We start from the raw sequence: 17,422 nt of genomic DNA, 5'->3' as shown, positions 1-17,422 counted from the left end.
TCAGGCTCCCTTCTTCGGGCGCCGCTCGGTCGGCTGGGTCACCCGGTCCAGCATCAGGCCCAGGCAGACGATGGCGGCACCGGCGACCAGGCCGGTCGCCAGGTCGCCCTGGGCGAGACCGAAGGCGACGTCGTAGCCGAGGGCGCCGCCGCCGACCAGGCCGCCGATGATGACGACGGCGAGGACCAGCACCACGCCCTGGTTGACGGCGAGCAGCAGCGCGCGCCGGGCCAGCGGGAGCTGGACCTGCCACAGCTGCTGGCGGCCGGTGGCGCCCAGCGAGCGCGCCGACTCCAGCGCGGCCTGGTCGACCTGGCGCAGGCCCTGCGCGGTGATCCGGACGACGGCCGGCAGGGCGTAGACGACGGCCGCGGCGACGGCGGGGGCGCGGCCCACGCCGAACAGGGCGACGACCGGGATCAGGTACACGAACTGCGGCATCGTCTGGAAGACGTCCAGGACCGGGCGCAGGACGCGTTCGACGCGGTCGCTGCGGGCGGCGGCGATGCCGGTCGCGAAGCCCAGGACGAGGGTGACGGCGACGGCGGCCAGCACCTGGGAGAGGGTGTCGAGCGACGGCTCCCAGACGCCGAGGACACCGATCGCGGCCATGGCGAGGACGGCGGTCAGCGCGGTGCGCCAGGTGCCGATCAGCCAGGCAAGGGCGGCGACGACGAGCAGCACCGACCACCAGGGCAGCCACTGCAGGCCGTCGCGTACGGGGTCCAGGACCCAGGTGGTGAAGTGGCCCGCCCAGTCGGCGGTGCCGCCGACGACCGGGACGCCGGAGTACAGGTGGGCGGTCATCCAGTCGACGGCCCGGTTGACCGGCTCGGCGATGCCCAGGGTCCAGCCGCCGGGCCAGTCCGGCGCGCCGAGGAGACGGGTGGCGAGGGCGACGGCCACGGTGACGGCGAGGGCGTACGGCCAGCCGATCGTGCGGGGCCGGGTCGTGCCGTCCCCGGCGGCGGCGGTCACGCGGTCCAGGACGACCGCGAGCAGCACGATCGGGATGCCGGCCGCGAGGGCGGCGCCGACGTCGACCGAGGCGAGGGCCTGGTAGACGCGGTCGCCGAGGCCGCCGGCGCCGATGACGGCGGCGATCACGGCCATGGACAGCGCCATCATGATCGTCTGGTTGAGGCCGAGGAGGAGTTCCTTGCGGGCCAGCGGGATGCGGGCCGTCAGCAGCCGCTGGCGACGGGTCGCGCCGAGCGACTCCACGGCCTCCAGGACCTCGGGGTCGGCGCCGCGCAGGCCGAGCGCGGTGAGGCGGGCCATCGGCGGGGCGGCGTAGACGACGGTGGCGAGGACGGCCGCGGGGACGCCGATGCCGAAGACCAGGACGACGGGGAGGAGGTAGGCGAAGGCCGGGAGCACCTGCATGGTGTCCAGGACCGGGCGCAGGGCGCGGTCCAGGCGGTCGGAGAGACCGGCGCCGAGACCGAGGAGCGCGCCGACGGCGACGGAGGCGAGGACCGCCACGACCATCAGCGCGAGGGTCTGCATGGTCGGCACCCACATGCCGAGGGCGCCGCAGGCGAGGAAGGCGACGGCCGTGCCGGCGGCCAGGCGGACACCGGCCACGCGCCAGGCGAGCAGCGCGGCGAAGGCCGTCACGCCTGCCCAGCCGGCGGCGAGGAGGGTGAGGTAGACGGCTCGTACGGCCCAGATGACGGCGTTGCTGACGTAGCCGAAGAAGTACAGGAACAGGGGGTGGCTGTCCCGGTTGTCGATGACCCAGTCGCTCGCGGCGGTGAGGGGCTTGTCGAGGTGGACGGTCAGCGCGTGCGGCCAGGAGCCGTTTCCCCAGCGGTCGAGGAGCGGCAGGAGGACCGCGGTGAGGAGGGCGAGCAGGAGGAGCTTGCCCGCGGCCCGGCTTCTGAGGACGCGGGGTTTGCCCGTGCCGGAGGTCGGGACGGTGAGCGTTGCCATCAGACGGCCTCCGGGGCGGTGCTCGCCGGGGACTGGGGCGCTCGCCCGCGCCGGCGGGGTGCCGGCTTCTGCGGGACGGGCGCCGTCCTGGCGGCACGACCGCCCGCGGCCGCGTCGGGGGCGCCGCCTGCCGCCGCGGCGCCCACGCCCGCCACCACGCCGAGCAGCCGCTCGTGGTCCACGACGCCGAGGCAGCGGCCCTTGTCCATCACGCGGGCCGGTTCGCCGGCCCGGGCCACCGCCTCGATGGCCTCCGCGACCGTGGCCTCCGGGCGGATCGCCGGGCCGGTCTCCGTGTCGTCCGGGCAGAGCGGCCGCATGGCGGTGCGTGCCGTCATCACCTGTTCGCGCGGTACGTCCCGGACGAACTCGCGGACGTAGTCGTCGGCCGGGTCGCCGACGATCTCCTCGGGGGTGCCCAGCTGGACCACCTGGCCGTCGCGCATCAGGGCGATGCGGTCGCCGAGTTTGAGGGCCTCGGTGAGGTCGTGGGTGATGAAGACCATCGTGCGGCCCTCCTCGCGGTGCAGGCGGGTCACCTCGTCCTGCATGTCGCGCCGGATGAGGGGGTCCAGCGCGCTGAACGGCTCGTCGAAGAGCAGCACTTCGGGGTCCACGGCCAGCGCCCGGGCGAGGCCCACCCGCTGGCGCTGGCCGCCGGAGAGCTGGCCGGGGCGGCGCTTCTCCATGCCGCCCAGGCCGACCTTGGCGACGAACTCGGCGGCGCGATCGCGGCGTTCGGACTTGCCGACGCCCTGGATCTCCAGGCCGTAGGCGACGTTGTCGAGGACCGTGCGGTGCGGGAGGAGGCCGAAGTGCTGGAAGACCATCGCGGCCCGGTGCCGGCGCAGTTCGCGCAGACGGGCCTTGTCCATCGCGCGGACGTCCTCGCCGTCGATGGCGATCGTGCCCGCCGTCGGCTCGATCAGGCGGGTCAGGCAGCGGACGAGGGTGGACTTGCCGGAGCCGGACAGGCCCATCACGACGAAGACCTCGCCCTTGCGGACGTCGAAGGAGACGTCCCGGACGGCGGCCGTGCAGCCGGTGCGCGAGCGGAGTTCGCCGGGGGACAGCGCGGCGAGTGCGGGGTCCTCGGGGACGCGCTCGGGCCGGGGGCCGAACACCTTCCACAGTCCGGACACCGAGAAGACGGACTCGGTCGTGGTGGGCGGTTTGCGGGTGGGGACGGTGAGACTCATCGGTCACCTCCGATCAGGTCGACGGCCTTCTCCCCGACCATGAGCACCCCGATCATCGGGTTCACGGCGGTCATGGTCGGGAAGACGGACGCGTCGGCGATGCGAATGCCTTCGAGGCCCCGGATCCTCAGCTCGGGGTCGACTACGGCGAGTTCGTCGTCGGCGGCGCCCATCCTGCAGGTGCCGGCCGGGTGGTAGACGGTGTGCGCGACCTTGCGGGCGTACTCGCTCAGCTCGGCGTCGCCGAGGATCTCGGGGCCGGGGCAGACCTCGCGCTTGAGCCAGCCGGCCAGCGGCTCGGTCCTGGCGATCTCACGGGCGATGCGGATGCCGTCGACGAGGGTCCGCGCGTCGTAGTCGTCCTCGTCGGTGAAGTAGCGGAAGTCGAGCGCCGGCTTGACGGCGGGGTCGGCGCTGGTCAGGTAGAGACGGCCGCGGCTCTTCGGCTTGGGGATGTTCGGGGTCATCGAGACGCCGTGGCGCGGGCGTTCGTAGCCGAGGCGCTCCGGGTTGTCGGTGAACGGGATCTGGTAGAAGTGGAACATCAGGTCCGGGCCCGCGTGCGCGGGGTCGCGGCGGACGAACAGGCCCGCGTCGGAGTCCATCGCGGAGTTCTCCGGGATCGGGCCGTGGGTCTCCCAGACGATGACCGACTCGGGGTGGTCGAGCAGGTTCTCGCCGACGCCCGGCAGGTCGTGGACGACGGGGATGCCGAGCGCCTCGAGGTCCCCGGCGGGGCCGATGCCCGAGTGGAGCAGCAGGCGCGGGGAGTCGACGGCGCCCGCGCACAGGACGACCTCCTCGCGGGCGCGGACCAGCAGTTCCTCGCCGTCCTTGGTGCGCACGCGGACGCCCTCGGCGCGGGTGCCGTCCAGCTCCAGCCGGTACGCCCAGGTCTCCAGGAAGATGCGGAGGTTGGGGCGTTCGTCCATCACCGGGTGCAGGTACGCCACGGACGCCGAGGAGCGCTTGTTGGTCTCGGGGTGGTAGGCGAGGTCGAAGAAGCCGACGCCTTCGGTGAACGGCTCGCGGTTGAAGCCCTCGACGCGGGGTACCCCGAGCGCCGACCGGGCCGCGTCGACGAAGTCGCGGGCGATGGCGTTCCGGTCCTTCTCGTCGACGGAGACGATGTTGTTCTTGAGGCGGGCGAAGTAGGCCTCCATGGGGACGGCGCCCCAGCCCTTGGCGCCGGCCTCCTCCCACTCGTCCCAGTCGGAGGGCAGGGGCTTGAACGAGATGAGGGTGTTGTGCGAGGAGCAGCCGCCGAGGACGCGGGCGCGGCTGTGCCGGATGTGGGAGTTGCCGCGGGGCTGTTCCACGGTCGGGTAGTCGTAGTCCAGTTCGCCGCCGAGCAGGCCCATCCAGCGGCGCAGGGTGAGGACGTCGTCGCGGCCGACGTCGCTCGGGCCGCCCTCGATGACGGCGACGGTGACGTCGGGGTTCTCGGTGAGGCGGGAGGCGATGACGGAGCCCGCCGTGCCGCCGCCGATGACGACGTAGTCGTAGACGTGGGTGGTGTGGGACATGGGGGTGCTGCTCCAGGTGGGGACGTACTGCTTGCGGGACGGGGCTCAGCCGGCGAACCAGCGCACCGGCTCGGGCGCGAGGTTCTGGTAGACGTGCTTGGTCTCGCGGTACTCGGCGAGGCCGGCGGGGCCCAGCTCGCGGCCGGTGCCGCTCCTGCCGAAGCCGCCCCACTCCGCCTGCGGCAGGTAGGGGTGGAAGTCGTTGATCCAGACGGTGCCGTGGCGCAGCCGGGCGGCGACCCTGCGGGCCCGGCCGGCGTCACGCGTCCAGACGGCGCCCGCGAGGCCGTACTCGGTGTCGTTGGCGAGGCGGACGGCCTCTTCCTCGGTGCGGAAGGTCTCGACGGTGAGGACCGGGCCGAAGACCTCCTCGCGGACGACCCGCATCTCGCGGTGGCAGGCGTCGAGGACGGTCGGCTCGTAGAAGTAACCGCCCTCGGGGCGCTGCGGCGACGGCTCCGGCCGCTTGCCGCCGCAGCGCAGCACGGCGCCCTCCTCGAGCGCGGAGGCGACGTACGCCTCGACCTTGGCGCGCTGCTGCTCGGAGACGAGCGGGCCGCACTCGACGCCCTCCTCGGTGCCGCGGCCCAGGCGGATCTTCGCGGCGCGGCGGGCGAGTTCGGCGACGAAGCGCTCGCTGACCGGCTCCTCGACGATGAGGCGGGCGCCGGCCGAGCAGACCTGGCCGCTGTGGATGAAGGCCGCGTTGAGGGCCTGGTCGACGGCGGTGTCGAAGCCCTCCTCGGTGGCGCAGGCGTCGGCGAAGACCACGTTGGGGTTCTTGCCGCCGAGTTCCAGGGCGACCTTCTTGACGGTGGGCGCGGCGGCCTGGGCGACCTTGGTGCCGCTGACCAGGCCGCCGGTGAAGGAGACCAGGTCGACGTCGGGGTGCTCGGCGAGCCGGGCGCCGACCGTGTGGCCGGGGCCGGTGACGAGGTTGGCCACGCCCGCGGGCAGGCCGGCCTCGGCCAGCAGCTCGATCAGCGCGATGGTGGTCATCGGGGTGATCTCGCTGGGCTTGATGACGAAGGTGTTGCCGGCGGCGAGCGCGGGGGCGACCTTCCAGCTGGCCTGGAGGAGCGGGTAGTTCCAGGGGGTGATCAGCGCGCAGACGCCGACCGGCTCGTGGACGACCACGCTGTGGATGTCGGGCGAGCCCGCGTCGACGACCCGGCCCGGGGCCTCGGTGGCGACCAGGTCGGCGAAGTAGCGGAAGGCGTCGGCGACACAGTCGATGTCGACGCGGCCCTCCTCGGCGGTCTTGCCCGCGTCCCGGCTCTCCAGCAGGCCGAGTTCCTCGCGGTCGCGCACCAGCAGGTCGGCGACCCGGCGCAGCAGGGCGGCGCGCTCGGCGACCGGGGTGCGCGGCCAGGGCCCCTCGTCGAAGGCGTGCCGGGCGGCGGCCACCGCGCGTTCGGCGTCCTTCTCGTCGCCCTCGGCGACCACGGCGAACGGCCGGGCGTCCGCGGGGTCGAGGATCTCCCGGGTCGCGCCGGAGATCGCCGCCAGCCACTCGCCGCCCGCGTGGATGGTCGCGCGGGCGTGTCGTTCCGTTCTGTCCGCCATGATCGGTGCTGCCTTCCGTTTTTGATCCGTTCCCCTGCGTGACGGAGCCGTCTCGGCTGGGGACCGTCGCCGCCTGCCCGGAGCCCGTGCGTCGCATGCGCAATCGGTGGCCGAAAGTGTGCTGCGTCACTGAAAATGCGGCTGAAAAGCGACAAACGTAGGGTGAGAAGGGGCGTCGGAAGGTGGCGCGATGGCTCACGGATCGCGACTCTGTGCGGGGGCAAGCATCACCGCGGCCCTGCTGACCCCGCTCGCGCTGCCGGATACGGCCCCCGCAGCGCCCGCCGCGGCTTCCGCTCCGGCCGCCACGGCACCCGCTGCGCCGGCCGCGGCACGTTCCGGTTCCGGCGGCCCGCGGACCCCCGCCCGCGACGGCCCGAGCGCCCGCGCCCTGGCGGACGAGGCCCGCGGCCATCTGCTCAGGGCACGCTCGGTGCGCGTCAGGTTCACGGATCACCGTGCCCGCGACGACCGGAGCGCCCCGGCCTCGCTGGAGCTGGCGCTCGACCGCGGCGGCAACTGCGTGGGCAGGCTGGTCATGGGCGACGGCGGCGGCAGCGTCGCCCTGGTCAAGCGGGGCGACCAGGTGTGGATGAAGCCGGACACCGCCTTCTGGAAGACGCAGCTGCCGGACCACCAAGGCGATGCCGTGGTCGCGCGTCTGAAGAACCGCTATCTGCACGGCTCCACGAAGCAGGGCGTGCTGCGGGGCTTGTCCGGCACCTGCGACCTGGCCGCCTTCCAGAAGGAGGCCGCCGCCGAGTCGTCCCCGGACACCGCGCTGACCGAGGGCAAGGAGACGAGGATCGGCGGCACGAAGGTGATCCCGCTGACCGGCACCGAGCACGGCGGGAGGAGGATCACCCTCTACGTCACCGCGGCCGGCCCGCACCGCCTGGTCCGGGCCACGCACCAGGGCGCCGGCACCGACCAGGACCTGACCTTCACGGGCTACGACGAGCCGGTCCCGTCCGCCACTCCGGCCCCGGCGCAGTCCGTGGACTTCTCCGAACTCCAGCGCGCACTGGGACAGACCTGACCGACGGGGCGTCAGTTCCCGTGCGTGGCCGCACGGGAGGGCAGCGAGGGGGACAACGAACGAGGTCCCCCTCCGCCGTCGCGGAAGGGGACCTCGTACATGGAGCGCCGGGCAGGCCTTGCACCTGCATCTCCCCGCAGGAAGCGGGGCGTCTTTCCTTGGACCACCAACGCATCACCTGGTGCCGGGTTTTCCGGCGGCCGGTGCGTGATCAACTATAGCGCACCGGCGCCGGATCGCACCACGTCGGATCAGATGAGGCCGAGGCCGCGGACCGCCTCGCGCTCCTCCTCGAGCTCCTTGACGGAGGCGTCGATGCGGGCGCGGGAGAACTCGTTGACGTCCAGGCCCTGGACGATCTCGTACTTGCCGTCCTTGCAGGTGACCGGGAAGGAGGAGATCAGGCCCTCCGGGACGCCGTAGGAGCCGTCCGACGGGATGCCCATGGAGGTCCAGTCGCCCTCGGCGGTGCCGTTGACCCAGGTGTGGACGTGGTCGATCGCGGCGTTGGCGGCGGAGGCGGCGGAGGACGCGCCACGGGCCTCGATGATCGCCGCACCGCGCTTGGCGACGGTCGGGATGAACTCCTCGGCCAGCCACTTCTCGTCGTTCACGACCTCGGCGGCGTTCTTGCCGGCGACCGTGGCGTGGAAGACGTCCGGGTACTGGGTGGCGGAGTGGTTGCCCCAGATGGTGAGCCGCTTGATGTCGGAGACGCTGCTGCCCGTCTTCTTCGCCAGCTGGGTCAGGGCGCGGTTGTGGTCCAGACGGGTCATCGCGGTGAAGCGCTCGGCCGGGACGTCCGGGGCGGCGGCCTGCGCGATGAGCGCGTTGGTGTTGGCCGGGTTGCCGACGACGAGGACCCTGATGTCGTCCGCCGCGTGGTCGTTGATGGCCTTGCCCTGCGGCTTGAAGATGCCGCCGTTGGCCTCCAGCAGGTCACCGCGCTCCATGCCCTTGGTGCGCGGACGGGCGCCCACCAGCAGGGCCACGTTGGCGCCGTCGAACGCGACGTTCGGGTCGTCGGTGATGTCGATGCCCTGGAGCAGCGGGAAGGCGCAGTCGTCCAGCTCCATCGCCGTGCCCTCGGCGGCCTTGAGGGCCGGGGTGATCTCAAGGAGGCGCAGGCGGACCGGCACGTCCGCGCCGAGCAGCTGGCCCGAGGCGATGCGGAAGAGCAGGGCGTAACCGATCTGGCCGGCCGCGCCGGTGACGGTGACGTTCACGGGAGTGCGGGTCATGGCGTTCTCCGTATGACAGCTGGCGGTGGGGCGTCCCTGCCCCGGGCGGATGATCGATCTCTTGGCGTCAAGAGAGATCCAGCGGTCAGGCTATCGCGCATCCGGCAGGTGAGACGTCCGGGGCTGTGTGGCTCACCCCACAAGGGGATCAGGGGACGTATCACCTGCCGGGCGCGGTGCGGAGGGGTGCGAAAAGGCGGCCGTCCGTCCGGGAGAGGAGGGGACGGAGACGGCCGCCGGTGGGGGTGCCGGCGTGCCGGACTCCCGTGGGGGGAACACCGGTCGCGTGCCCAGGATCCGGCCGGGTATGCGCCGTCTTTGGAAATTCCCCTTCCGCTTCTTCCGCCCCGCCGCCCCCCGGCCGCCGCGTTCAGTCGGTGCAGCCGGTCTCGCCCGAGGCGAGCGTGGCGCAGGCCGTGGCCTGTGCCGGGTCGTGCACGGCGACCATCGGGGTGTAGCCGATGGTGTCCCCCACGGCGGTGATGTCACCCGTCTGGCGGACCTTGCCCACGGTCACCCGTACGGCGTCGCCCGGCACGCCGCTGGTGATCCGGCCCCAGGCCGTGCCGCACACCTTGCTGTAGCGGACCTCCAGGGTGGTGGTGCCGACGGTGGCGGTCTTCACGGTGCTCACCAGGTCGCCGCTGCACCCCATGGTCTCCGCGTCCTTGCCGGTGCAGGAGGCGCCGACGCACTTCACGCCGGGGGGCGGGCTCGGCCGTGCGGGGGCGGACGGGGAGGGTGACGTACGGGCGCCCGCGTCCGGGTTCCCGTCCCGATGGGTGAGGAAGAGGACCCCGGTGATGAGCACGCCGACCCCGACGAGCCCCGCGAAGAACATCACCACCTGCTGCCGGTGCACGGACCACCGCCGGCCTCCGGCGGCTCCGCCGGGGATACCCGGGGTGCGGGCGGGGGTGGCCGGGGTGCGGAGGGCGGTGGTCGGGGCGCCCGTGGCGGGGCCCGGGGTGCGGGGAGGCACGGCCGGGGTTCTGACGGTGAGGCCCGGGGGCCAGACGGAGGTGTTCGGGCCTCCGCCGGCGGCGTCCGGGAACCGGGCGGGCGCGCCCGGTGCTCCGGCAGTCGGGCCCGGGGTCCGGGCGGGCGTGTCCGGACTCGGGGGCGAGGAGGGCGGAGTCCGCGCCGGGCCCGGCCGGGGGCCCGGGCGGACGCTCGCCTTCGACGGACCCCGGTAACCGGCCACTCCCCAGGAGTTCTTGACGGGCGGATCGTCATCGCCGGACGCGGTAGGGGAATCAGCGGGGGACGTCGCGCTCACGTCAGCGGGGGACGCGGTGCCGGCGCCGTCACCGGCGTCCGGGCCGGCGTCCGGCGCCGTACCCCGGCCGCTCTCCCCCGCCGTGGCCGAGCCGCCGTCGCCGCCGGTGCCCGTGCGGTCCGGCGCGCCGGTGCGGTTTCCGGGGGCCTCCGAGGCGGTCGGCTGGGCCGGGATCTTCGGCGGGACAGCGGCGGAACCGGTGATCCCCAGCGCGGCCGCGAGGCCACCGCCCTCACCCGCACCGGCGCCCTTCCGGCCGCCCGACCCCCCGGACACGCTCCCGGCCACACCGACGGACGTGCCCCCGGCGGCCCCCGCGGCCCGGCTCCCGGCCACACCGGCCGCTCCCGCGGACACACCCCCGGCCGCACCGTCAGCCGGCCCCCCGGCCCGGCTCCCGGCCACACCGCCGCGCGTCCCGGTGCCGGCAGTCGGGGCCGTCGGCTTCGGTGCGGGTACGGGTGCCGTCTTCTTCGTCGGGTGGGCCAGGTCGCCCAGGGCCGCCCGGGAGCCGGTGATGTCGATGGCCTGGAGCGTGTGGTCGTCGTTCGACTCCGCCCGGGTCCAGGAGCGTTCGGCCCGTTCCCACAGGGTGGTCAGCGGGCCGGGGTCGGCGCCCGTGGCCTCGGCGAGGGCGATGACCGCGCCCTTCGGGGCGAGGAGCCGGCCGCCCAGATAGCGCTCCCAGGACGTCTTGCCGTAGCCCGTGCGGTCGGCCAGGGCCGCCGTGTTCAGGCCACCGCGGTCGGCCAGTTGCCGCAACCGGACGGTGAGCTCCCTCATCTGCGGGTCCAGATCCTCCGGCAGGGCTTTCCACCGAGGCATCGCCTACCCCCTCTTCCCCTCTTCCCCCGTCTTCCTTGCAGGTCGCGCGGTACGCGCTGACCCAAAGGATGCCAGGGCGGCGGTCAACCGCCAGGGGTGACCAGTCCCGTCTCGTACGCCAGCACCACCGCCTGCGCCCGGCTGCCGAGGCCGAGCTTGGTCATGGTGCGGTTGAGGTGGGTCTTGACGGTGGCCTCGCTGATGAAGAGGCGGTCGGCGATCTCCAGGTTGGACAGGCCCCGGGCGGTGAGCCTGAGGACCTCCACCTCGCGGGAGGTGAGCACGCCCAGGTCGGGCGGTGGCGCGGTGTCGGCGGGCGCCTGCTGGCGGGCGAAGGCCTCCACCAGGCGCCGGGTGACGCTGGGGGCGAACAGGGCGTCCCCGCCGTCGACCGCCGTGACCGCCGCCAGCAGCCGCTCGGGACCGGAGTCCTTCAGCAGGAAACCGGAGGCACCGGCGCGCAGCGCGCCGTACACGTACTCGTCGAGGTCGAAGGTGGTCAGCACCAGGACCCGGGGCGGCCGTTCGGCGGCCTCGGCGAGGATCCGTTCGGTGGCCTCGATCCCGTTGACGCCGGGCATCCTGATGTCCATGAGGACGACGTCGGGCCGGGTCTCGGCGGCGAGCCGTACGGCCTGCTCGCCGTCCCCCGCCTCGCCCACGACCTCCAAGCCGGGCGCGGCGTCGAGCAGGCCGACGAGTCCGGCGCGGATGAGGAACTGGTCGTCCACGACGAGCACTCTGATCATTCCGTACGGTCGTCCCCCCGGCCGTGTCCCGTCCCTACCGCTCCGCCTCCCGCGCACCCCCGCGGTCGCGTTCGGCGGCCGAGGTCGGCAGGGTCAGCCGGACCTCGTAGCCGCCCTCGGTGCGTGGGCCGACACTGATCGTCCCGCCGTAGAGCGTGGCCCGCTCCCGCATGCCAATCAAGCCGTGACCGCCCCCTGTGGGCATTCTGTCCGGATCCGCCCCCTCGCCGTCGTCGGTGACGCGGACGGTCAGCTCGTGGGCTCCGTACCGCAGTTCCACGCGCGCGTGTGCGGGCCCGGCGTGTTTGAGGACGTTGGTGAGGGCTTCCTGGACGACGCGGTAGGCGCACAGTTCGACACCGGGCGGCAGCGGGCGGGCGGTGCCCTCGACCCGGAGGTCCACGGGCAGGCCGCCGGTCCTGACCCGGTCGACGAGTTCGCCGAGCCGGGCCAGGGTGGGCATGGGGGCCCGCTGCGGGGCCTCGGGGTCCTCCTCGCGCAGCACCTGGAGCATGCGGCGCAGTTCGTCCAGGGCCTCGCGGCTGGTGTCGGCTATGGTGCCGAGCGCGCCGCGCGCCTTGGCGGGGTCGGTGTCGAAGACGAACCGGGCGAGGCCGGCCTGCACCGAGACGACCGACATGTGGTGGGCGACGACGTCGTGCAGTTCGCGGGCGATCCGGCCGCGTTCCTCGGCGACCGCGCGCCGGGCCCGCTCGGCGTGTTCGGCGCGCAGCCGCAGGGTGAGTTCGGCGCTGCGGCGGGCCAGGTACCCGAACCAGACGAGCACCGAGCTGTAGAGCAGGGCCTGGCCGACCACGGACGGCATGGAGGGGCTGTGGCTGACCAGGCCGGCGTACACCCAGATCGCCGAGGCGCAGGCGGCGCAGGCCAGGGCCGTGCGCGGCGGGCGGACGGAGGCCACGGTGTACAGGGCGAGCATGGCGCCGAAGGTGCACACGACCGGCCAGTAGCCGAGGCTGATGTAGCAGGTGGCGGCGGTCTCGACGACCGCGAAGACGGCGAGGGGGTGGCGGCCGCGCAGGGCGACCGGGAGGTGGGCGAGGGCGACGAGGGCGTAGGCGCGGGCGTCGAGTTCCAGCCATCCCTGCGACTGCGACTCCTGCCCGACCAGGACGGCCACCACGGCCATGGCCACCGCGATCAGCGTGTCGACGACGAGCGGGCGGGGGGTCCTCGGTCGCATCGCCGCAGGGTAACCCCTGCGGCCGGGCGCGGGAGTCAATCGCACGCGGTACCGCGGAAGTTGCAGCTCCCGGTCGCCGTACCCCCGGGGCGGCAGGGCGGTTCGGCCCAGGGGCGGAGGCGGTGCGCGGCGGACGGCCGTAGTGTCGGGGCCGGGGGACGGCGGTGGCCCGCGTCCCCGGGGGAGACGCGGGCCACCTGCCGTACCGTGCGCGCTACTTGTCGAGCGTGAAGTGCAGGATGTCCTTGAGGAACGGGATCTGGAGCAACGGGTGGGGCTGGGCCATCATCGCGAGCAGCACGATGGCCAGGCCGAGGACGCCGTAGGTGACGATGTCCGTGAAGCGGGAGCGGACGGCGAGCATGCCGACGCCGGGCAGCATCCAGCGCATGACGGCCCCGGCCAGCAGGCCGGCGCCGATGAGCAGGGTGCCGTAGCGGAACACGTCGAGCGCGGTCACCAGCAGGCCGAGCGCCACCGCCGACAGCACGACGAGCAGGGGCCACTGCCGGGCGGGCGCCGGGGCGTCGCCGGGCGCGGCCCGGCCGCCGCCCTCGGGGCGGGCGGTGTCCCTGGTGAACAGCGGGAAGCGGCGGGTGACGCGGCGCGGGCGCCCTTCGGCGTCGGGGGCGCTGATCGCGTCGCGCACGGTCGGTTCCGCGGGCCCGCGGGTGTCCTCAGCCGGCACTGCGCTCCGCCGCCTCGACCACGTTGACCAGCAGCAGGGCCCGGGTCATCGGGCCGACACCGCCGGGGTTCGGGGAGATCCAGCCGGCCACCTCGGTCACGTCCGGGTGGACGTCGCCGACGATCCTGCCCTCGGCGTTGCGGGAGACGCCGACGTCCAGGACGGCCGCGCCCGGCTTGACGTCCTCGGCGCGGATCAGGTGCGGGGAGCCGGCCGCGGCGATGATGATGTCGGCGCGCTTCAGGTGCGCGGAGAGGTCGCGGGTGCCGGTGTGGCACTGGGTGACGGTGGCGTTCTCGCTGCGCCGGGTGAGCAGCAGCGGCATCGGGCGGCCGATGGTGACGCCGCGGCCGACGACGACGACCTCGGCGCCCTTGATCTCCACGCCGTGGCGGCGGAGCAGGGTGAGGATGCCGTTGGGGGTGCAGGGCAGCGGGGCCGGCTCGTTCAGCACGAGGCGGCCGAGGTTCATCGGGTGCAGGCCGTCGGCGTCCTTGGCCGGGTCCATCAGCTCCAGCACGCGGTTCTCGTCGATGCCCTTGGGCAGCGGCAGCTGGACGATGTAGCCGGTGCAGGCCGGGTCCTCGTTCAGCTCGCTGACGACCGCCTCGATCTCCTCCTGGGAGGCGGTGGCGGGCAGTTCGCGCTGGATGGAGGCGATGCCCACCTGGGCGCAGTCGCGGTGCTTGCCGGCGACGTACTTCTGGCTGCCGGGGTCGTCCCCGACCAGGATCGTGCCGAGGCCGGGCGTGACGCCCTTCTCCTTCAGCGCCGCCACGCGGGCGGTCAGATCGGACTTGATCTCGGCTGCGGTGGCCTTGCCATCGAGAATCTGGGCGGTCATGGTCCCATCCTCGCGGATGACCCGGCCCCGGTTCCAATCCGGGTGTCACGGCATGATCAGCGATGTTGCACTTGCACAACGCCTGACGCCCCCGGCTGGACAAGTAAGAGGCTGTTAAAGAACGATGACCGGACAGTGCCGCGGGCAGTACCGGGGGGACGGACCGCATCTGTAGAACTTCCTCCGAACCGTGCCGCGCGTCGTCCCCGCACGTGAGCAGACGGAGGAAGACCGCCATGAGCTTTGGCGACCCCAACAACCCCTACGGCCCGCCGCAGGGCCAGCAGGGCCAGCAGGGCAACTACGGCTACCCGCAGCAGCAGCCCGGCTACGGCTACCCGGCGGCCCCCGGGTTCCAGCAGCCCGGCTACGGCTACCCGGCGGGGCCCGCCCAGATGCCGGGCGGGGTGAAGGCCGCGCGCGTGTTCCTCTGGATCCTGGGCGTCTGCCAGGCGCTCGGCGGTCTGCTGCTGGTCCTGGGCAGCGCCCTGTTCGCCGACCGGATCCGCGACGCCATCTCATCGGACGGCAGCGTCTCGTCGACGGACGCCGACAAGGCCGCCAGCATCGGGGTGGGCGTGATGATCGTCCTGGGCGTCATCGTCCTGGCCTTCGCCTTCTGGGCGATCTTCACCGCCGTCAAGTTCGCGGGCGGACGCGGCGGCGCCCGCGTCTCGGCGATCGTCTACGGCTCGGTGGTCACCCTGATCAGCCTGGTGAACCTGCTGGGCGGCAACTTCCTCGCGCTGATCAGCCTGGTGCTGAGCATCCTCATCATCGTGTTCTGCGCCAACAAGGCCGGCGGCTCCTGGTTCAACCGTCCGCAGTACTGAGCCGCGCCGCGTCCGACACACACCAGGGCCGCGTTCCGTCCGCCCGGACGGGGTGCGGCCCGGTGTCGTTCCCGGCGGCCGACGCGGGGCGGGCAGGGTGCGCGCCTGGAGCACGTGCCTGATCCGCTCCTCCTGCCCGCGCAGCTCCGCAAGTCCGGCCACGGCGCGCAGCAGCAGCCGCGTCTCGGTACGGCCGGGTCCCGCCTGTCAGGGACGGGCGGGACCCGGCCAAGGCGCGGGTGCGGCTAGTGGAAGAAGTGGCGCGTCCCGGTGAAGTACATGGTCACGCCCGCCTTCTTGGCGGCCTCCACGACCTGCTCGTCACGGATCGAACCGCCCGGCTGGACGATCGCCCGGACACCGGCGTCGATGAGGATCTGCGGGCCGTCCGGGAAGGGGAAGAAGGCGTCGGAGGCAGCGTACGCACCCCGGGCCCGCTCCTCGCCGGCCCGCTCGACGGCCAGCTTGCAGGAGTCGACGCGGTTGACCTGGCCCATGCCGACGCCGACCGAGGCGCCGTCCTTGGCCAGCAGGATCGCGTTGGACTTCACCGCACGGCACGCCTTCCACGCGAACGCGAGCTGGGCCAGCTCGTCCGCGTCCAGGGCCTCGCCGGAGGCCAGCGTCCAGTGGGCCGGGTCGTCGCCCTCGGCCTGCAGCCGGTCGGCGACCTGGAGGAGGGCGCCGCCGTCGATCGGCTTGACCTCGACCGGCTGGGCCGGGCCGTCGGCGCAGCGCAGCACGCGGATGTTCTTCTTCTTGGTGAGGGCCTCCAGCGCGCCCTCCTCGTAGTCCGGCGCCACGATGACCTCGGTGAAGATCTCCGCGACCTGCTCGGCCATCTCCCTGCTGACCGGACGGTTCACGGCGATGACCCCGCCGAACGCGGACAGCGGGTCGCAGGCGTGCGCCTTGCGGTGCGCCTCGGCGACGTCCGCGCCGATGGCGATGCCGCACGGGTTGGCGTGCTTGATGATCGCGACACAGGGCTCGGCGTGGTCGTACGCGGCACGGCGGGCGGCGTCCGTGTCCGTGTAGTTGTTGTACGACATCTCCTTGCCGTGCAGCTGCTCGGCCGCCGCGAGGCCGCCCTCGCCGGAGGTGTAGAGGGCGGCGGGCTGGTGCGGGTTCTCGCCGTAACGCAGGGTGTGCGCGCGCTCCAGGCTGGAGGCGATGAAGTCCGGGAACCGCGAGTCGTCAGCGGGCGCGTAGGAGGAGGCGAACCAGGAGGAGACGGCGATGTCGTACTCGGCGGTGTGCCGGAACGCCTCGGCGGCCAGCCGCTTGCGGGCGGCGAGGTCGAAGCCGCCGTCCTTCACCGCGGCGAGGACGTCGGCGTACCGCTCCGGGCTGGTGACCACGGCCACCGACGGATGGTTCTTGGCCGCGGCGCGGACCATGGACGGGCCGCCGATGTCGATCTGCTCCACGCACTCGTCGTCCGAGGCACCGGAGGCGACCGTCTCGCGGAACGGGTAGAGGTTGACGACGACCAGGTCGAACGGCTCCACGCCCAGCTCGGCGAGCTGCTCGCGGTGGCTGTCCAGCCGCAGGTCGGCGAGGATGCCGGCGTGCACCTTCGGGTGCAGGGTCTTCACCCGGCCGTCCAGGCACTCGGGGAAGCCGGTCAGCTCCTCGACCTTGATGACGGGGACACCGGCGGCGGCGATCCGCCCGGCCGTCGACCCGGTGGAGACCAGCTCCACACCGGCCTCGTGCAGCCCGCGGGCCAGCTCCTCCAGGCCGGACTTGTCATAGACGCTGACGAGCGCGCGACGGATGGCCCGCTTGTTGCTCTCGGCGGTCACTGGATAACTACCTTTCGTCCCTCGATGCGATAGCCGTTGCGGGCGAGCCGCCCCACGACCTCGACGAGCAGCCTTCGCTCGACTTCCTTGATGCGCTCGTGCAGCGCGCTCTCGTCGTCCTCGTCCCGGATCTCGACCACGCCCTGGGCGATGATCGGGCCGGTGTCGACGCCGTCGTCGACGAAGTGGACGGTGCAGCCGGTGACCCGGGCGCCGTACGCGAGGGCGTCACGGACTCCGTGGGCCCCGGGAAAACTGGGCAGCAGGGCCGGGTGGGTGTTCACGAACCGCCCGCCGAACCGCGCGAGGAACTCCTTGCCGACGATCTTCATGAACCCGGCGGAGACGACGAGGTCGGGCCGGTGGGCGGCCACCGCCTCGGCGAGGGCGGCGTCCCACTCCTCGCGGGAGCCGTGGTCCTTGACCCTGCACACGAAGGTGGGGATGCCGGCGCGTTCGGCGCGGGCCAGCCCCTCGATGCCGGTGCGGTCCGCGCCGACGGCCACGACCCGGGCGCCGTACGCCTCGGCGCCGACGGCGGCGATCTCGTCCAGCAGCGCCTGGAGATTGGTGCCGGAGCCGGAGACCAGCACGACGAGGCGCTTGACTGCCGGGCCGGCGGTGGTGGCGGCCACGATGGGGCCCTTTCTGGGGTTGCGGTCCGTGTACGGCCGGATCCGTACGGC

General features: G+C 73.4%; 14 protein-coding genes. 2 read left to right on the top strand and 12 right to left on the bottom strand.

Annotated features, from left to right (window positions below):
* Genes ACZ5DC_RS14060 through ACZ5DC_RS14045 form a run of 4 tightly spaced genes read right to left on the bottom strand, consistent with a single transcriptional unit; the run spans nt 1 to nt 6,226 of the window.
* Nucleotides 1-1,935, bottom strand: coding sequence for an ABC transporter permease (locus ACZ5DC_RS14060; RefSeq protein ID WP_468652464.1), 1,935 nt, complete (start codon nt 1,933-1,935; stop codon nt 1-3).
* The gene (locus ACZ5DC_RS14055; protein ID WP_468652462.1) at nt 1,935-3,134 is read right to left on the bottom strand and encodes a quaternary amine ABC transporter ATP-binding protein; all 1,200 of its coding nucleotides are present in this window, start codon (nt 3,132-3,134) and stop codon (nt 1,935-1,937) included. The genes ACZ5DC_RS14060 and ACZ5DC_RS14055 overlap by 1 nt, the downstream gene beginning before the upstream one ends.
* On the bottom strand, nt 3,131-4,660 hold the full coding sequence (locus ACZ5DC_RS14050; RefSeq protein WP_468652461.1) for a GMC family oxidoreductase: 1,530 nt from the start codon (nt 4,658-4,660) through the stop codon (nt 3,131-3,133). Before ACZ5DC_RS14050 ends, ACZ5DC_RS14055 begins: the two co-directional genes overlap by 4 nt.
* Before the next feature lie 45 nt (nt 4,661-4,705).
* Nucleotides 4,706-6,226 carry an aldehyde dehydrogenase family protein gene (locus tag ACZ5DC_RS14045; protein ID WP_468652459.1) on the bottom strand — a complete coding sequence of 507 codons (1,521 nt, stop codon included), beginning with the start codon at nt 6,224-6,226 and terminating at the stop codon, nt 4,706-4,708.
* 190 nt (nt 6,227-6,416) lie between these two features.
* On the opposite strand from ACZ5DC_RS14045, the gene ACZ5DC_RS14040 reads away from it, so the two are divergent.
* Nucleotides 6,417-7,265 (top strand): hypothetical protein, encoded by an 849-nt coding sequence (locus tag ACZ5DC_RS14040; RefSeq protein WP_468652457.1) that lies wholly within the window; start codon nt 6,417-6,419, stop codon nt 7,263-7,265.
* A 251-nt stretch (nt 7,266-7,516) separates the two neighbouring features.
* Here the strand turns inward: ACZ5DC_RS14040 and ACZ5DC_RS14035 are convergent, their stop codons facing one another.
* The 6 genes from ACZ5DC_RS14035 to ACZ5DC_RS14010 all read right to left on the bottom strand — a co-directional run bounded on the left by ACZ5DC_RS14035 (nt 7,517) and on the right by ACZ5DC_RS14010 (nt 14,095).
* Nucleotides 7,517-8,506 (bottom strand): malate dehydrogenase, encoded by a 990-nt coding sequence (locus tag ACZ5DC_RS14035; protein ID WP_468652455.1) that lies wholly within the window; start codon nt 8,504-8,506, stop codon nt 7,517-7,519.
* A 370-nt stretch (nt 8,507-8,876) separates the two neighbouring features.
* Nucleotides 8,877-10,610 (bottom strand): helix-turn-helix domain-containing protein, encoded by a 1,734-nt coding sequence (locus ACZ5DC_RS14030; protein ID WP_468652453.1) that lies wholly within the window; start codon nt 10,608-10,610, stop codon nt 8,877-8,879.
* A gap of 83 nt (nt 10,611-10,693) precedes the next feature.
* On the bottom strand, nt 10,694-11,359 hold the full coding sequence (locus ACZ5DC_RS14025) for a response regulator (RefSeq protein ID WP_468652451.1): 666 nt from the start codon (nt 11,357-11,359) through the stop codon (nt 10,694-10,696).
* A gap of 34 nt (nt 11,360-11,393) precedes the next feature.
* Nucleotides 11,394-12,563 carry a sensor histidine kinase gene (locus ACZ5DC_RS14020; protein ID WP_468652449.1) on the bottom strand — a complete coding sequence of 390 codons (1,170 nt, stop codon included), beginning with the start codon at nt 12,561-12,563 and terminating at the stop codon, nt 11,394-11,396.
* A gap of 214 nt (nt 12,564-12,777) precedes the next feature.
* Nucleotides 12,778-13,251 carry a DUF3017 domain-containing protein gene (locus ACZ5DC_RS14015; protein WP_468652447.1) on the bottom strand — a complete coding sequence of 158 codons (474 nt, stop codon included), beginning with the start codon at nt 13,249-13,251 and terminating at the stop codon, nt 12,778-12,780.
* A complete protein-coding gene (locus ACZ5DC_RS14010) occupies nt 13,241-14,095 on the bottom strand; it encodes a bifunctional methylenetetrahydrofolate dehydrogenase/methenyltetrahydrofolate cyclohydrolase (protein ID WP_468652445.1) in 855 nt (284 codons plus the stop codon). The genes ACZ5DC_RS14015 and ACZ5DC_RS14010 overlap by 11 nt, the downstream gene beginning before the upstream one ends.
* Before the next feature lie 236 nt (nt 14,096-14,331).
* On the opposite strand from ACZ5DC_RS14010, the gene ACZ5DC_RS14005 reads away from it, so the two are divergent.
* Nucleotides 14,332-14,928 carry a hypothetical protein gene (locus ACZ5DC_RS14005; protein ID WP_468652443.1) on the top strand — a complete coding sequence of 199 codons (597 nt, stop codon included), beginning with the start codon at nt 14,332-14,334 and terminating at the stop codon, nt 14,926-14,928.
* A gap of 245 nt (nt 14,929-15,173) precedes the next feature.
* Here the strand turns inward: ACZ5DC_RS14005 and purH are convergent, their stop codons facing one another.
* Together purH and purN are read right to left on the bottom strand one after the other, a co-directional pair.
* A complete protein-coding gene (gene purH / locus ACZ5DC_RS14000) occupies nt 15,174-16,736 on the bottom strand; it encodes a bifunctional phosphoribosylaminoimidazolecarboxamide formyltransferase/IMP cyclohydrolase (protein ID WP_468652441.1) in 1,563 nt (520 codons plus the stop codon).
* Nucleotides 16,733-17,371, bottom strand: coding sequence for a phosphoribosylglycinamide formyltransferase (gene purN / locus ACZ5DC_RS13995; protein ID WP_366748630.1), 639 nt, complete (start codon nt 17,369-17,371; stop codon nt 16,733-16,735). Before purN ends, purH begins: the two co-directional genes overlap by 4 nt.
* Nucleotides 17,372-17,422: the final 51 nt, after the last annotated feature.

This window comes from Streptomyces sp. NPDC031445, from assembly GCF_055581365.1.
Note: the sequence above shows the minus strand (reverse complement) of the source record. Positions and strands in the feature narration are given on the sequence as shown.

Bases quoted from the DNA above. Each gene is read 5' to 3' on its own strand.
- ACZ5DC_RS14060 (WP_468652464.1), bottom strand. From the start codon at position 1,935: ATGGCAACGCTCACCGTCCCGACCTCCGGCACGGGCAAACCCCGCGTC.
- ACZ5DC_RS14055 (WP_468652462.1), bottom strand. From the start codon at position 3,134: ATGAGTCTCACCGTCCCCACCCGCAAACCGCCCACCACGACCGAGTCC.
- ACZ5DC_RS14050 (WP_468652461.1), bottom strand. From the start codon at position 4,660: ATGTCCCACACCACCCACGTCTACGACTACGTCGTCATCGGCGGCGGC.
- ACZ5DC_RS14045 (WP_468652459.1), bottom strand. From the start codon at position 6,226: ATGGCGGACAGAACGGAACGACACGCCCGCGCGACCATCCACGCGGGC.
- ACZ5DC_RS14040 (WP_468652457.1), top strand. From the start codon at position 6,417: ATGGCTCACGGATCGCGACTCTGTGCGGGGGCAAGCATCACCGCGGCC.
- ACZ5DC_RS14035 (WP_468652455.1), bottom strand. From the start codon at position 8,506: ATGACCCGCACTCCCGTGAACGTCACCGTCACCGGCGCGGCCGGCCAG.
- ACZ5DC_RS14030 (WP_468652453.1), bottom strand. From the start codon at position 10,610: ATGCCTCGGTGGAAAGCCCTGCCGGAGGATCTGGACCCGCAGATGAGG.
- ACZ5DC_RS14025 (WP_468652451.1), bottom strand. From the start codon at position 11,359: ATGATCAGAGTGCTCGTCGTGGACGACCAGTTCCTCATCCGCGCCGGA.
- ACZ5DC_RS14020 (WP_468652449.1), bottom strand. From the start codon at position 12,563: ATGCGACCGAGGACCCCCCGCCCGCTCGTCGTCGACACGCTGATCGCG.
- ACZ5DC_RS14010 (WP_468652445.1), bottom strand. From the start codon at position 14,095: ATGACCGCCCAGATTCTCGATGGCAAGGCCACCGCAGCCGAGATCAAG.
- ACZ5DC_RS14005 (WP_468652443.1), top strand. From the start codon at position 14,332: ATGAGCTTTGGCGACCCCAACAACCCCTACGGCCCGCCGCAGGGCCAG.